The 14,457-nt window shown below is 61.1% G+C and carries 10 protein-coding genes; 5 read left to right on the top strand and 5 right to left on the bottom strand.

What is annotated here, in order from left to right:
- Positions 1–219 precede the first annotated feature (219 nt).
- On the top strand, positions 220–1,302 hold the full coding sequence (locus tag AB7M16_RS34695; RefSeq protein ID WP_453946717.1) for a hypothetical protein: 1,083 nt from the start codon (positions 220–222) through the stop codon (positions 1,300–1,302).
- On the opposite strand, the gene AB7M16_RS34690 is transcribed toward AB7M16_RS34695, so the two are convergent.
- Both AB7M16_RS34690 and AB7M16_RS34685 read right to left on the bottom strand, forming a co-directional pair.
- Positions 1,299–1,697, bottom strand: a complete 399-nt coding sequence (locus AB7M16_RS34690) for a VOC family protein (RefSeq protein WP_172789649.1) — start codon at positions 1,695–1,697, stop codon at positions 1,299–1,301. The two genes, AB7M16_RS34695 and AB7M16_RS34690, sit on opposite strands and share 4 nt — an antisense overlap.
- 75 nt (positions 1,698–1,772) lie before the next feature.
- Entirely contained in the window at positions 1,773–2,396 is a 624-nt protein-coding gene (locus AB7M16_RS34685; protein WP_453946716.1) for a GNAT family N-acetyltransferase, read from the bottom strand.
- 133 nt (positions 2,397–2,529) lie between these two features.
- Here AB7M16_RS34685 and AB7M16_RS34680 point away from each other — a divergent pair, with 133 nt between their 5' ends.
- From AB7M16_RS34680 to AB7M16_RS34670, 3 genes are all read left to right on the top strand, one after another.
- Positions 2,530–4,404, top strand: coding sequence for an HAD-IIIC family phosphatase (locus AB7M16_RS34680; RefSeq protein ID WP_453946715.1), 1,875 nt, complete (start codon positions 2,530–2,532; stop codon positions 4,402–4,404).
- Positions 4,391–4,633: an acyl carrier protein gene (locus tag AB7M16_RS34675; protein ID WP_453946714.1), complete on the top strand. Its 243-nt coding sequence runs from the start codon at positions 4,391–4,393 to the stop codon at positions 4,631–4,633. Before AB7M16_RS34680 ends, AB7M16_RS34675 begins: the two co-directional genes overlap by 14 nt.
- A gap of 338 nt (positions 4,634–4,971) precedes the next feature.
- A complete protein-coding gene (locus tag AB7M16_RS34670; protein WP_453946713.1) occupies positions 4,972–9,609 on the top strand; it encodes a DUF4082 domain-containing protein in 4,638 nt (1,545 codons plus the stop codon).
- Positions 9,610–9,762: 153 nt separating this feature from the next.
- Here AB7M16_RS34670 and AB7M16_RS34665 read toward each other — a convergent pair whose 3' ends face one another.
- A complete protein-coding gene (locus tag AB7M16_RS34665) occupies positions 9,763–10,377 on the bottom strand; it encodes a transglutaminase-like cysteine peptidase (protein ID WP_453946712.1) in 615 nt (204 codons plus the stop codon).
- 276 nt (positions 10,378–10,653) lie between these two features.
- Between AB7M16_RS34665 and AB7M16_RS34660 the strand changes: the two genes are divergently transcribed.
- Positions 10,654–11,214 carry a hypothetical protein gene (locus AB7M16_RS34660; protein ID WP_453946711.1) on the top strand — a complete coding sequence of 187 codons (561 nt, stop codon included), beginning with the start codon at positions 10,654–10,656 and terminating at the stop codon, positions 11,212–11,214.
- On the opposite strand, the gene AB7M16_RS34655 is transcribed toward AB7M16_RS34660, so the two are convergent.
- The gene (locus tag AB7M16_RS34655) at positions 11,201–12,514 is read right to left on the bottom strand and encodes an HlyD family type I secretion periplasmic adaptor subunit (RefSeq protein ID WP_453946710.1); all 1,314 of its coding nucleotides are present in this window, start codon (positions 12,512–12,514) and stop codon (positions 11,201–11,203) included. The two genes, AB7M16_RS34660 and AB7M16_RS34655, sit on opposite strands and share 14 nt — an antisense overlap.
- Complete coding sequence (locus AB7M16_RS34650) at positions 12,511–14,445, bottom strand: type I secretion system permease/ATPase (protein WP_453946709.1); 1,935 nt, start codon at positions 14,443–14,445, stop codon at positions 12,511–12,513. The genes AB7M16_RS34655 and AB7M16_RS34650 overlap by 4 nt, the downstream gene beginning before the upstream one ends.
- Positions 14,446–14,457 lie beyond the last annotated feature (12 nt).

Raw genomic sequence — 14,457 nt, 5'->3', positions numbered from 1 at the left:
AGCGTTGAGGTGAGAGCTCCTGCGCAAAGCGAGATCCGGAAGCAGCTTATACCAAACGCCCTATATGCACAGGACGCGCTTGGAGCTATTATAATTTTAAATACATTAAATGATACGGCACCTCTTTAGCCGCCGCTTCGGCACAAAACGAGGCTAGAGCAGTCCCGGCACATGCGCCCAAACGACCACTTCCCAACTGGCGAGAACGAGGGGCAGTTCATGATCGGAGCCGAGGCCGGTGTAGCATTCGGGCAATTGCGGTCTCGCTTCGACACCACCTTCCGACCAGGCTTCTCATTGCCACGTCTGGGCGCCCTGATGGGCCGCGCCCTCACCGAAACTCTCTTAGACCTTTCGGAACTAACGGTTCTCACCGAGGCTGCGACCGGTGCGTATGCCGTGACGGCCGTTCTTGCGGCGATGGCCGGAGCCAGGCAGGTCTATGCCTTTACGAAAACTACGCGGCACGGCACCTCAGCTGAGGCCAGGGAACAGACCCTCAAGCTCGCAGATTCGGTCGGTGTGGCCAATCGCATCGACATCCTGGAGCAGATCACCCCGGATATCCTCCATCAAACGGACATCATAACCAACAGCGGCCATCTTCGGCCTCTTACCGCCGCGCTTATTGATGAGCTGCCAAGGGAGGCCGTCATCGCCTTGATGTTCGAGGCCTGGGAATTTCGCTCCGAGGACCTCGACATGGACGCATGCTTGCGGCGCGGAATTCCAATCGTCGGCGTGAACGAACGTCACCCGTCAGTCGATGTCTTCTCGTTTCTCGGTCCGCTGTGCGTGAAGCAACTGCACGATAGCGGTTTATCCGTTTACAAGAATCGCATTGCTCTGCTGTGCGACAACGACTTCATTGGCTCGCTTCGCTCCGGTCTGGCGAGCTCCGGAGCGAGCGTGGACGTCTTCGAGGACGTCCAGACCCTCTATCGCGACCAATGGGACGCAATCATCGTCGCGCTGAGACCGACGGCTGAGCCTCGCATCGGTTCGCCGGAAGCAGCTCACCTCGCTGCGTGCGCGCCCGCTGGCGCCATTGTCGTGCAGTTTTGGGGCGACATGGATCGAACCTTATTGTCAGCAAACGGGTTGGGCGTTTGGCCAACAACGCCTCCGGGATTGGGGCACATGGGCATTCTACTGTCGGAGCTTGGCCCCGAGCCGGTCGTGAGACTGCAGGCCGGCGGCCTGCGCGCTGCTGAATGGGTTCGGCGCAGCGGAGCTGTCTCGTCTGACGGATTCGCGCAAATCGTTACCCCAGCATCCGGATCAATCGCAAATTCGCGCTAGGTCCTCGCCTCGATGAGCTCAACGAGCGTGAGCGTCGCGGAGGCAAGAAACACTATGCGGCGCATGTCGAACGCGACCGCCGGCGCGGGTGACGATACAGGAAGATACTGCTGCGCCCTGAAGCTGGCGATCGCGTCGTCGAAGCGAGCCGCTTCGTAAGCAAGATGATAGAATTTGCTGCCGCGCTTCAAGATACCCGCCACCGGCGATTGTGCGCCGGCCGGCTCAATGAGCTCCAGGCGCGGACCGCCGCCTGATACAAACTGAATCCGAACCTGCTGGATCGGGTCCTCGAACATGGGGCCTTCAGCACTGTAACCAACGACTGCGAGCTCGGGCAGCTCCGCCGCGATCTTTCGACACGCCATTCCCACGTGATGAAAGCGCAAATCCATGCGCTGCTCCTCCCTTCCCTGCCAGCCTAAGGAGACGGGCGGCGTCGAACGGAATCTGGCCGGTTGCTCCGACAGTTAACTTTCTCGTGCATCGAGGAGCAGCGCCGACCAGACCTGTTTTAGCCGTGGATAGTCTGCGCGCGACATCCGAAACGTAATCACATCGTCGCCGTTCCACCAAGCTTTCGGCGCAACCTTTTCAATCTGGAAGCCGAGGCGGATATGAAAGTTCTTCGCGGCCTTATTCCTGCTTTGAACGTTGGCCACGACGGCCGTAAGCTCCAGCTGCTCGAACGCGAATTCGAGTAAAAGGTCGAATATCTCTGCCAAAAAGAGGCGCGCGCCAGGATCGACGATCAACCGCGCAACTTCGCCCTGTCCCGCCGCGAAATCCAGGTTCGCAAGCGCGATGCTGCCAGCCGGCTTCTTCGAGCGCTTGAATTCGGCAATGAAATAGTAATCGTCCACTCTCGCCTGATATTTCCGGAAAAACTCTTCCTGCTTAGCCAAGGTCAGCTTCTCGCGGGTCAGGAACTTGCCGAGAACGGGATCATTCCGCCAAGCGATGATTTGCGCGGAGTCCTCCAGCCGGACCTCTCGGAGAAGCAGGTTATTTCCTCCGGGAAGCTGCTTGAGATTCTCAGCCTTGGTGGAAAGCGTGCTTGGGCTCACCGGCTGCGGTCTGATATTCGCCACCATCTATTTATTACACCCTAATAATGTGTAATTTAAATACATTTAATTGACCAGAACCTTATCATCATTTAATGTGAAGGACAATCAAATGATGCCGCTGTTCTGACGGAGGCTCGCCATTCTCGCTGCAGTACCCGTGCCGGACCGGCCCATCAATGATGCCGAACTCAAGTCCCGGGCGTTGTCGGGCGATGCCACGTTCTGGGGGCATCTTGTCGCGCGCTCGCGGCAAGCGACGAGCTTCTCCGAGCTGTTCTTTCTGTCGACGCTTCGAAAAAAGGCGAAGCTTTATGCACCCGAAAGCGTCCAGCCAAGACTCCGCCTCGCCCTGATAGGCGGCTACAACCTTTATCCGTTGCACGAACTGGTTGAACATCTCCTGGCCATTCGTGGGATCGAGTGCGAACGTTTCCTCGGCGAGTACGATAATTTCGTCTCGGAGATCCTTGACGGCTCGAGCTCACTGTACGCCTTCAGGCCGGATCTCGCCTTCATACTGCCGAACGCGAGCCACTCCCGGTTTTCCGGCTCGCTCCTCGATGCCGTCGAACATCAGCGCGAAGCCGCAGTCCGCGCCGCCGAGCACCTCCTCAACCTCGCGCAGACTTTCACCGCGCGCTCCGGTGCGGCGGCGATCCTCGCCAACCTTGCGCTGCCCGGCGACCTCGATCTCGGCTCGTTTCGTTCACGCACGCTTGGCACCGACTGGAGTTTCCGAAAGGCGGTCAATCTCGAGCTCGGGCTTCGGGCCCCAGCTGAAGTGCAGATCTGCGACGTCGAGTTCCTCTCGGCGCGCCGGGGGATCTCAGCCGCGGCGGATGCGCGAGCGTGGTATGAATCGAAGCAGCTCGGCTCACCTGACTTTCTCGTCGACATTGCGCAAGAGCTAAGCCATCTGATCGCCTCCCGGAAGCAGGGCCCCAAGAAGGTCCTGGCAATCGACCTCGATCACACGCTATGGGGCGGCGTGATCGCGGAAGACGGTATCGAGGGAATCGAGCTTGGCGACTCGTCCCCCCGCGGTGAAGCTTTCAAGGCTTTCCAGAGATACCTGCTTGGACTTTCCCAACGCGGCGTCCTGCTTGCGGTATGCAGCAAGAACGACCATGCACGCGCAATCCAGGTATTCGAAAAGCATCCCGAGATGGTTCTCCGGCTGGAGCACTTCGCGGCCTTCAAAGCCAATTGGGACCCGAAGTCCGACAACCTGCAGAGGATCGCGGAGGAACTCCGCCTTGGCCTGGACAGCTTCGTGTTTGCCGACGACAACCCGGCGGAAATCGAGATCGTGCGCCAGTTTCAGCCCTTGGTTACAGGTGTACTCCTCGGGCCGGACCCCGCCGAATTCATCGTTCGCATCCAGGCCGGACGTCATTTCGAACCGCGGACCGTCACCGAGGAGGATCTCGAACGGACGGCGCAGTACAGGCAAGAACGGCGACGTACGGAGCTCGCAGCGAGCGTAACCGACATGCCTGCCTACCTCGCCTCGCTTGAGATGCGAAGCACGATCAAAGAGTTCGACTCGCTCGACGTTCCCCGCATCGCCCAGCTGATCGCGCGCAGCAACCAGTTCAACCTGACGACGATCCGTCGGTCCGAGACTGAGATCCAGGCACTCCTAGGAAGGCTGGACTACCGGTGCTTCACGATGCGGCTCGAGGATAGGTTCGGTGATTCCGGGCTCATCTCCGTAGTCATTGCAAAGATCGAGGGCGGCGTCTTCGTTCTCGATACCTGGCTCATGAGCTGCCGCGTGCTGAAGCGCCAGGTCGAGGACGAGATCATGAATGAGATTTTTCGGCTCGCAGAGGTGGCTGGTTGCACGACAGTACGCGGCATTTATCTTCCGACAACCAAGAACGGTATCGTCGCGGAAATTTACGAGGAGTTTGGTTTCGCGCGTACGGAAGACTCCACAGCCCGAAAAGTGTTCGAGCTGGAGGTGAGGAAGTATCAGTTGCGTTCGACAAAGATAGATGTGGCCCGGAGAGCTTATGATGCAGGCTGAAGTATTAGCGAAGTTGCAGGAGGTATTCGACGGCATCTTCCTCGAGAAGGTCGCGGCCACGCCCGAGCTCTCGGCGGCGGATGTCGATGAGTGGGACTCACTCATGCAGATCTCGCTCGTGATCGCCGTCGAGCAGAAGTTTCGCGTCCGCTTTCGCATTGGCGAGGTCGAGGCGGCGCGGAACCTGGGTGAGCTCGCCGACCTGATCGCGCAACGGATGGAACCATAAAAGGTGGACCTCGAGGGTAAAACGCGGGAATACGTGGCGTAGCGCCGCTTTTGGTGTCTCGCACCCCAATCTGTCGGCGTACTCCGCACCGCTTCGCAAAGCCGCCCCGGCGACCGCTCGTCTGAGAGCGAGCGGACGCCCGCCAACCAGCTTTTCTTGAGTAGAGGCCGACAGCGACTACATCCTTCAAGAGAAATTGACATCCGTGCTCACGCTGGCTGCTTCCCAAGTGCAATAAAGAATGAGACACATTTAATCTTAATTTGGTTTAAATGCACTGTCTGCCGTTTGGTTTGTAAATCACCAGGTTCGGGAATTCGACTGCGCGGGAGAACAAAATGGCGAGTTTGTTCACCACCCAGACGCCGGCTAACACCAATGCCACCGACGGGACTGGGGCCGATTATGAGCTGGGGATGCGCTTCACAGCTGATGCCTCCGGCGTGATCGAGGCGATCCGGTACTACAAGGCTGCGAACGAGACCGGTACCCATATCGGCCACATCTGGTCGGCCACGGGCCAGCAGCTGGCGACCGTCACGTTCACCAACGAAAGCACATCGGGCTGGCAGCAGCAGGCGCTGGCCACGCCGCTCACCATCGCGGCCGGCACGACCTACGTGGTCTCGGTCAACATCAACAGCTACTACGTCTCCACCACCCAGGGCTTCGCGTCCGGCATCAGCAACGGCGGCCTGAATTCGCCCGTCGGCGCCGGCGTGTTCGACTACAGCGCGGGTGTCTTCCCCACCAACGTCTATCAGAATGCAAACTATTTCCGCGACGTCGTGTACACTGCCGGTTCGAAGAAGCCGAACAATCACCCGGGTACGGTGAGCGTCAGCGGGACCCCGACGCAGAACCAGACTTTGACTGCGACCGTGAGCGATGCCGATGGCGTGCCGGCCACCGTCACCTATCAATGGCAGCAAAGCACGAACGGCACCACGTGGAGCAACATCACGGGCGCCACGGCGAGCACACTGACCCTCGGGCAGGCCCAGGTCGGCAGCTTCGTACGTGTCGCCGCCATCTACACGGACCAGCTGGGCAGCAGCGAGACCCCGGTGAGCGCTGCGACCGCCACCAAAGTGGCCAATGTCAACGACGTCGGTGTCGTCACGATCAATGGCACGGCGACCCAGAACCAGACGCTGACGGCCAGCGTCACGGATCCCGACGGCGTCCCGGCAAACATCACCTATCGCTGGCAGAGCAGCCCCGACGGCACCACCTGGACCAATCTGTCCGCCACGACCGCGAGCCTCACCCTCGACAGCAGCCTGGTCGGCAAGCGGATCCGGGTGAATGCCACCTATACAGATCTGCTCAGCACCAACGAGAACGCAACCAGCGCGGCCACGGCGATCGTTGCAGCCGCCAGTGCCACCACCACCCTGTTCACCACCCAGACGCCGGCCAACACCAATGCCACCGACGGAATTGGGGCGGATTATGAGCTGGGGATGCGCTTCACCGCCGACACGTCCGGCGTGATCCAGGCGATCCGGTACTACAAGGCTGCGAACGAGACCGGTACCCATATCGGCCACATCTGGTCGGCCACGGGCCAGGAGCTGGCGACCGTCACGTTCACCAACGAAAGCACATCAGGCTGGCAGCAGCAGGCGCTGGCCACGCCGCTCACCATCGCGGCCGGCACGACCTACGTGGTCTCGGTCAACATCAACAGCTACTACGTCTCCACCACCCAGGGCTTCGCGTCGGGCATCAGCAACGGCGGCCTGAACGCGCCCGTCGGCGCTGGCGTGTTCGACTACAGCGCGGGTGTCTTCCCCACCAACGTCTATCAGAATGCAAATTACTTCCGCGACGTCGTGTTCGCTGCGAGCTCCTCGACGCCCAACAATCACCCAGGTACGGTGAGCGTCGGCGGGACCCCGACGCAGAACCAGACTTTGACTGCGACCGTGAGCGATGCCGATGGCGTGCCGGCCACCGTCACCTATCAATGGCAGCAAAGCACGAACGGCACCACGTGGAGCAACATCACGGGCGCCACGGCGAGCACACTGACCCTCGGGCAGGCCCAGGTCGGCAGCTTCGTACGTGTCGCCGCCATCTACACGGACCAGCTGGGCAGCAGCGAGACCCCGGTGAGCGCTGCGACCGCCACCAAAGTGGCCAATGTCAACGACGTCGGTGTCGTCACGATCAATGGCACGGCGACCCAGAACCAGACGCTGACGGCCAGCGTCACGGATCCCGACGGCGTCCCGGCAAACATCACCTATCGCTGGCAGAGCAGCCCCGACGGCACCACCTGGACCAATCTGTCCGCCACGACCGCGAGCCTCACCCTCGACAGCAGCCTGGTCGGCAAGCGGATCCGGGTGAATGCCACCTATACAGATCTGCTCAGCACCAACGAGAACGCAACCAGCGCGGCCACGGCGATCGTTGCAGCCGCCAGTGCCACCACCACCCTGTTCACCACCCAGACGCCGGCCAACACCAATGCCAGCGACGGAATTGGGGCGGATTATGAGCTGGGGATGCGCTTCACCGCCGACACGTCCGGCGTGATCCAGGCGATCCGGTACTACAAGGCCTCGAACGAGACCGGCACCCATGTCGGCCACATCTGGTCGGCCACGGGCCAGGAACTGGCGACCGTCACGTTCACCAACGAAAGCACATCGGGCTGGCAGCAGCAGGCGCTGGCCACGCCGCTCACCATCGCGGCCGGCACGACCTACGTGGTCTCGGTCAACATCAACAGCTACTACGTCTCCACCACCCAGGGCTTCGCGTCGGGCATCAGCAACGGCGGCCTGAACGCGCCCGTCGGCGCCGGCGTGTTCGACTACAGCGCGGGCGTCTTCCCTACCAACGTCTATCAGAATGCAAACTATTTCCGCGACGTCGTGTTCGCCCCGTCCAACGTCATCGCTCTGCTCAACACTTCCACGATCTACGTCAGTGAAGCGGCCGGCACCGTCACCGTCACCGTCACCCGCTCCGGCGACCTCCAGTCTCAAAACACCGTTGAGTACACGACGAACGAAGTCGGCGCAGGCGGAAGTGCGACGGCTGGATCGGACTTTATCCAGCCCACCTTCAATGGTCGGGCGAACACCGGCCAGATCGTGTTCCAACCGGGAGAGAGCACCAAGAGCTTCACCATCCCCATCGTCAACGATCAACTGACCGAGGGCAACGAAACGTTCGCTGTCGGACTTCAAAATCCCGGCTCCGGATCCCTCGGAGCTCCACGCACTGTGCTCGTGACCATCATCGACGACGACTCACCCGCTACAATCGCAATGGCTGACGTTGTGCTGAGTGTTGCAGAGACTAGTCCGACCGCGACGATCACGCTGCTGCGCAGCGGGCCCGTCAATCAAGCAGCAACGGTCGGCTTCACGACGAGCAGCGGCAGCGCACTCGCGGGATCCGATTACACGACCACATCAGGCACGGTGACCTTTGCCGCCGGACAGGCGAGCCAGACCATCTCTGTGCCGATCGTCAATGATACGACTCCGGAGAACGACGAGACCTTCACCGTCACCTTGAGCAACCCGACGGGCGCCACTCTCGGATCCCAGGCGACGACGACAGTGAAGATCCTGGATAATGACAACCCCGCTCTCGGCAACCTGGTGGGCGAGACAGCGGTGACGGGTCTGAACCAGCCTGCGGCGATGGACTGGACGCCCGACGGCCGCTACATGCTGATCGCGCAGAAGGACGGGGTGGTGCGCGTGGTGGACAACGGCACATTGCGATCGACTCCGCTCATCAACCTCGCGAGTGAAGTGAACGATTTCGGCGATCGCGGGCTGCTGGGAATCGCGGTGAATCCGAATTTCGCAAGTAACCACTACGTCTACCTGCTCTACACCTATGATCCGCCCGAGACGGCGACCCAGAGCGGTCTCGCGGCGGCCGATGGGGGCGGCAACCGACCCAGTCGTCTGGTGAGAGTCACCGTCGACCCCACCACAATGATTGCCGATCCAGCCAGTAAAGTGGTGCTGGTCGGCAAGAACAGCGTATGGGCCTATACCAGCCGTCCCGACGCAAACAGCGGAGGTGATCCCAGCATCGCTCCTTCCGGGATCGTCAACGGCACCACAATCACGGCTCCCGTGAGCCAGATCGAGACAGGAGCGCAGGACAACGATCCCGACAGGTCCGGCATCCAGAACCAGAACATCCGTGATTATCTTGCGACCGACAGCGACTCGCATTCGATCGGTGCCGTTCATTTCGGGCCCGACGGTTACCTCTACCTCACGGTCGGGGATGGCACGTCGTACAACTTCGTCGATCCCCGCGCAGTGCGGGTCCAGGACATCCACAATCTCTCGGGCAAGCTCTTGCGGATCGATCCCGTCACGGGTGAGGGAGCGCCGGGCAATCCGTATTATCAGGCCAGCGATCCAAACAGCAATCAATCGAAAGTGTTCTACTACGGTGTCCGCAACGCCTACCGCTTCAGCTTCGATCCGGTCACGAATCTGCCTGTGCTTGGAGACGTCGGCTGGAACAATTGGGAAGAGATCGATACCGGTCCCGCCGGCTCCAATTTCGGATGGCCCTACTTTGAAGGGCCGGACAGAACAGCCAGCTATCAGAATCTCGCTCAGGCGATCACCTTCTACAACAATGGCAACCGCAACAATTTGTCCGATCCGCCTGCCGTGTTCCCGATCCTGCCTCTCAGCCACGGGGCACCAGACAATGCCCATGTGATCACCGCGGGAGACTTCTACAATCAGAACACGATGTTCTTCGATGACGTCTACAATGGAACGATCTTCGCCGCTACATTGAATGCGAGCCGCCAGGTCGCAACCGTCCAGTTGGTGGACACCGTGCCGGGCATTGTAGATCTGCAGAAGGGGCCCGACGGCTGGCTCTACGGCGCCGACATATACGACGGCACGATCCGACGTTGGGTGGACCCCTCGGCCGCCCCCAACGCGCTGGGCCTCGCGGCGTCATGACGGCGGGCGCGCCTGGAGAAGGTGCAGCTTGAAAGACTTGTGTAGGTCAACGGGGCACGACAGAGCCGAAGCCAACACCGCACTTGCACGCTTGGCTCAGGCGTCCCGCCGGCAGAGCCCAGCGTGATTCCGGCGGCATGGCAGGAGGCATGCTCAAGCTCCCAGGCGGCCAATCGTCGCCCACATCCGGCTATCGCTCGGCATCTGCATGCGGACCCAGCCGTATGGCACTTGCGACCAGGACTTGATCTCGGGCGTCAGATTATCGAGGACCAGATCGCCGCTCTTGGCGCGCACCACCAGCACAAGGTGATGATCTCCAGAATTGGTGACCACCTCGCTCAATAACAGGACCCGCGCCGGCCAGCCGCGTTGCAGCAGTTCGTGACGCTTGCTTACTGCATAGTCGTTGCAATCACCGCGATCGGGGTTGACGATCCACTCCTCACCCGCAAGGCCGAGTTGATTGGGCTGCGGAACAATGGCGCGGTTCACGGCGCGATTGACTGCTTTCAGCTCTGCCCATCGTTCCCTCGTCAACCGGACCGGCCCGCCGCGGAAGAAGCGGCGCGGACGACATTCGGCGTGATAGCGCAGGCAAAACACCGTGTAAGTGAGGGGCGGAAGAGCGGGGCGCCCCAGCTCGATATGCGCAAGGTCCGCTTGGGAGGCCCTTGGCATGACCAGCAATGCCGCACGCGCCCACTGAACGCCACCGATCACAATTGCTATGGCTGCCGCGATGACCGGGCCCGAGGTTCGCTGCATCTGCGGATCCCCCTCCGTACGCCAAACCGTGTCGGGTCCACCCCGGCGCGCGCCGAGTCACACAAAACGATTTAATGCATCGTTTATAATTCAAATATATTTAAATGACAATAAATATTAAATAAGCCGCCGACCGCGAGTGCACAGCAGTGACACTGGGGGAAGACGAGCAGAATGAATGAAGGGGATGGAGCGAGACGGCCTCAATCGACGCCCAGTTGTTCTCGGCGAGAGTCGTTGACGTGCGGCGCGCCCCAAGTCGCGCTCCGTGCACCGGTGGACAATTATTTGCCACCAAATATTTTGATCATTGCTTTAAATCATTATGCGCGCCAAACGGGCCTTCTCGAACAGGACCTCATTCGCATGCCGGTCGAGCTACTCGTCATTCTGGGAGCTGAAGCTTCCATCCTCGGCTTCGTCGCCGCCATGACCCTGCATGCCAAGCGAATGGACGTTCTGAGCGGACGATCGTTCGAGCGCCCCATCGTCCCGCATGGAAGGAACGGGCATCCACCGCGCTCGCCCCATCGAAAGGTACGCAATTTAGTGGGGTTGACCGCGGGGTGGGCGATCTCGTCACGTTCGTTCCACCGGATTTGTCACGGCGCGCCGATCGCCCAAATGCTACGGCGGATCCTTCAAATCGGAGTTCAGACGCGGGTCCGGTTTGGGACGCGCGCGCGTCGGGCCGACACGCCCGCCCCTCGTGCTTGCGACCGTCCGGCCTTGCTTTCAGGAACTGGTCGCAACACCGACGCCCAGGGAAAGGGCGCCGGTCCCGAAAACATGCAGTCGAGCGCTGCTGCCATCTTGCACGAGCTCAGCGCTCCTTGAACGCCCGCCCCGCCTGGTCCTGCAGCGGCTTGAGCAAGTATGAAAGCGCGGTCCGCCCTGCCGTCTTGATGAAGACCTCGACGGGCATGCCGGGCAGCAACTTGGCCGAGCCGAGCTTCGCCAGCTCTTCCGGCTTCAGCAGGACGCGGCCTGTGTAGTAGCTGGTGCCGGCACGCTGATCCTGCGTGATGTCTGCCGAGACCATGCTGACCTCGCCATCGATTTCGGGCGTGGTTTTCTGGTTGAATGCTGCAAAGCGCATTGTCGCGGTCTGCCCCACATAGACCTGGTCGATATCCTTCGGCGCGATCTTGACCTCGACCGCAAGCGAGTCCGCATCAGGGACGATCAGCATGATTTGCTCGCCGGGAGAGATCACCCCCCCAACCGTATGCACGCTGAGCTCGTGGACGCGACCGGATTGTGGCGCTCTGATATCGACGCGATTTAACTGATCCACTGCCGCAGTCTTGCGCTCGCCCAGCTCGGAGAGTTTCGAGCGCGTTTCAATCAAGTCCTTGCCGACCTCCGTCCGGAGGTCCTGGTCGATTTGAATGATCTGGAGTCCAATTTCGGAGATCTTGCCCTTCGACTGCGCGATCATCCCTGCAAGCTGGCTGCGCTCGCCCTCGATGCGGGCGGAGTCGCGCTCGAGGGAATTGAGCCGCGTGATCGGCACCAGATTCTTTTGCCAGAGGCTGCGTACGCCCTCCAGCTCCTGGCGGATGAATTCCACTTCCTTCTGCTTGGCCTCGGACTGCCCCGTATAGCCCTTAATCTCGTTTTCCAGCTGCGCGCTCTTCTCCTGCAACTGCGCTTTCTGGCCGCTCCTTGCCTGGCGCCGGAGGTCGAACAGCTTCCGCTCCGCAGTGATCGCACGGCTCGCCTCGGAGTTGCTCTCCTTGGCCCGGTCGAGCAGCACCTTGGGAAACACGACCTGCTCGGCACCATCGCGCTCGGTTTCGAGACGAGCCTGCCGCGCCAGCAGCTCATCGATGCTGTTGGTGACAATCGTCGCATTCGCGAGCGTCTGCGTCTGGTCGAGGCGGATCAAAACGTCGCCTGCATTCACCCGATCGCCCTGGCGCACACGCAGTTCTCCCACAATTCCGCCAGTGGCGTGCTGGACCTTCTTGACGCTCGAATCCACCACGACCACGCCCTGAGCGATGACCGCGCCAGACAACTGGGTCGTCGTCGCCCAGCCGCCGACCCCAAAGGTCACCAGAGCGAGCAGGATCATTCCGACGATCATGTAACGTTGGATCGACTGCAACGCCGGCGCTACCTGACCGTTCATCGGCCGCCTCCTTGAGCTTCCGCGACGACCTTGAGCGGTACCGGATTCCGCAACACTCTCTTGAGAACCTCCTCTCGTTTGCCGAAGGACTGAACTCTGCCCTCGCCGAGGCACAAGACATGGTCCACACCTTCCAGCGCCTTCGGCCGATGCGCGACAACGGCCACAATCCCTCCGCGTCGCCGCACGTTCAGGATCGCGTCGGTCAGGGCCTCCTCGCCCTCCGCATCGAGATTGGAAGAGGGCTCATCAAGCACGACCAGGAAGGGTTTGCCGTAAAAGGCGCGCGCAAGCCCGATACGCTGCCGCTGCCCCGCCGACAGCGCTAGCCCTCCCTCGCCGATCTTCGTGCTGTACCCGTCCGGCAGGGAGAGGACGAGCTCGTGTGCGCCCGCGGCATGAGAGGCTTCCAGAACAGCGGCGGCGGTTGCGTTCGGGTCGAAGCGCGCAATGTTCATCGCAATGCTGCCGTCGAACAATTCTACGTCCTGGGGCAGATAACCGATGTGCTTGCCGAGGGCGTCCGAAGACCAGTGCTCGAGGGCGGCGTTGTCGAGCCGGATCCTGCCGCGAATACACGGCCACACCCCAACCAGCGCACGCGCCAGCGTCGACTTGCCGGATCCGCTCGGACCGATGATTCCGACCGCCTGCCCACTCCGCAGCTGGAATGACACTTCGCTGAGAGTGGGTCTCTCGGAGTTCGGAGCACCGATATAGAGGTTCTCGGCGGTAAGGGTTGCAACAGGCGCAGGCAATGCCAACCGCTCCTCCTCGTGAGGCAGAAGCTTCAGCAAGTGATCGAGCCGTTGCCCCGATTGTCGCGCGGCGACGAATCCCTTCCAGTTCGCAATGGCCATTTCGACAGGCGCAAGGGCCCGCGCGGTGAGGATCGATCCGGCAATGATGATGCCGGCCGTCGATTCCTGATTGATGACGAGGACGGCGCCAACGGCAAGAACCAGCGATTGCAAGATCGCCCGGAAAATCTTCGAGGCACCACCGAGTCCGTTTGCGACATCGCTGGCCCGTTCATGGGCCGCGAGGTACTTCGCGTTGACATCCCGCCAACGCAAGGCCGCTTGTTGCCGCATGCCCATGGCCTGCAGAACTTCGGCATTGCGCCGTCCCTCGAGCGCGAGGGCAGTTCGCGAAACGGCGAGACGCGAGCTCGCCTTCGCTGGGCCTCGGGTACGCGTTTCCGTGAGCATCGTAATGCCGACCAGCACCAGCGCGCCAACCAGCGCAGTGACGCCAATCCAGAAGTGAAAGAAGAAGCAGACGCCGAGATAGATCGGCATCCAGGGCAGATCGAAGAGCGCCGTCGGCCCTCCGCTCGACAGGAAGCTGCGGACCTGATCGAGGTCCCGCACCGGCTGCAGGCCGTCGCCATCCGCTCTGGTCTTCAAAGGCAAGCGAACAAGCGCATCGAAGATGCGAATGCCGAGACTTTCATCGAAATACCGTCCGACCCGGGAGCTAATCCTGCTCCGCACGAGATCGAGCCCGCCTTGAAACAGGTAAAGCACCGTCGCCAGAGCCATCAAGGCGACCAGAGTCGGTATGCTGCGTCCGGGCAGCACCCGATCATAGACTTGCAGCATGAAGAACGAGCCGGTGAGCATGAGTAGATTGCTCATGCCGCTGAAGGCCGCGAGTGCCCAGAAAATCCGGCGGCAAGACCGCAGGAAAGCGGACAACTCTGACTGCGACTCGTCATAGTGATCCTCTGGCCGGGGTCGACCAGCGAATATCCGTTGCCGCACCGCTTCGAGCAGGTCCTTTGCCCAGCCGATCAGCTGTGGCGTCTGCAGTTGAGCGTTTTCTGCCCGCTGCCGTCCGGCTGTCCAGAGTGCCGATATGTGAAGAAGTGGAATTCGATAGAGATTCGCGGGCGGGGGGAATACCCCCCGCCGTCCAAAGTCAATCATGGCTGCTGCCCT

This window comes from Bradyrhizobium sp. USDA 372 (assembly GCF_053629095.1).
The sequence above is the reverse complement of the archived record's forward strand: the minus strand, read 5'-3'. Positions and strand labels throughout refer to the sequence as shown.

Coding starts and splice junctions, on each gene's coding strand:
- AB7M16_RS34695 (WP_453946717.1), top strand. CDS start 220: ATGATCGGAGCCGAGGCCGGTGTAGCATTCGGGCAATTGCGGTCTCGC.
- AB7M16_RS34690 (WP_172789649.1), bottom strand. CDS start 1,697: ATGGATTTGCGCTTTCATCACGTGGGAATGGCGTGTCGAAAGATCGCG.
- AB7M16_RS34685 (WP_453946716.1), bottom strand. CDS start 2,396: ATGGTGGCGAATATCAGACCGCAGCCGGTGAGCCCAAGCACGCTTTCC.
- AB7M16_RS34675 (WP_453946714.1), top strand. CDS start 4,391: ATGATGCAGGCTGAAGTATTAGCGAAGTTGCAGGAGGTATTCGACGGC.
- AB7M16_RS34670 (WP_453946713.1), top strand. CDS start 4,972: ATGGCGAGTTTGTTCACCACCCAGACGCCGGCTAACACCAATGCCACC.
- AB7M16_RS34665 (WP_453946712.1), bottom strand. CDS start 10,377: ATGCAGCGAACCTCGGGCCCGGTCATCGCGGCAGCCATAGCAATTGTG.
- AB7M16_RS34655 (WP_453946710.1), bottom strand. CDS start 12,514: ATGAACGGTCAGGTAGCGCCGGCGTTGCAGTCGATCCAACGTTACATG.
- AB7M16_RS34650 (WP_453946709.1), bottom strand. CDS start 14,445: ATGATTGACTTTGGACGGCGGGGGGTATTCCCCCCGCCCGCGAATCTC.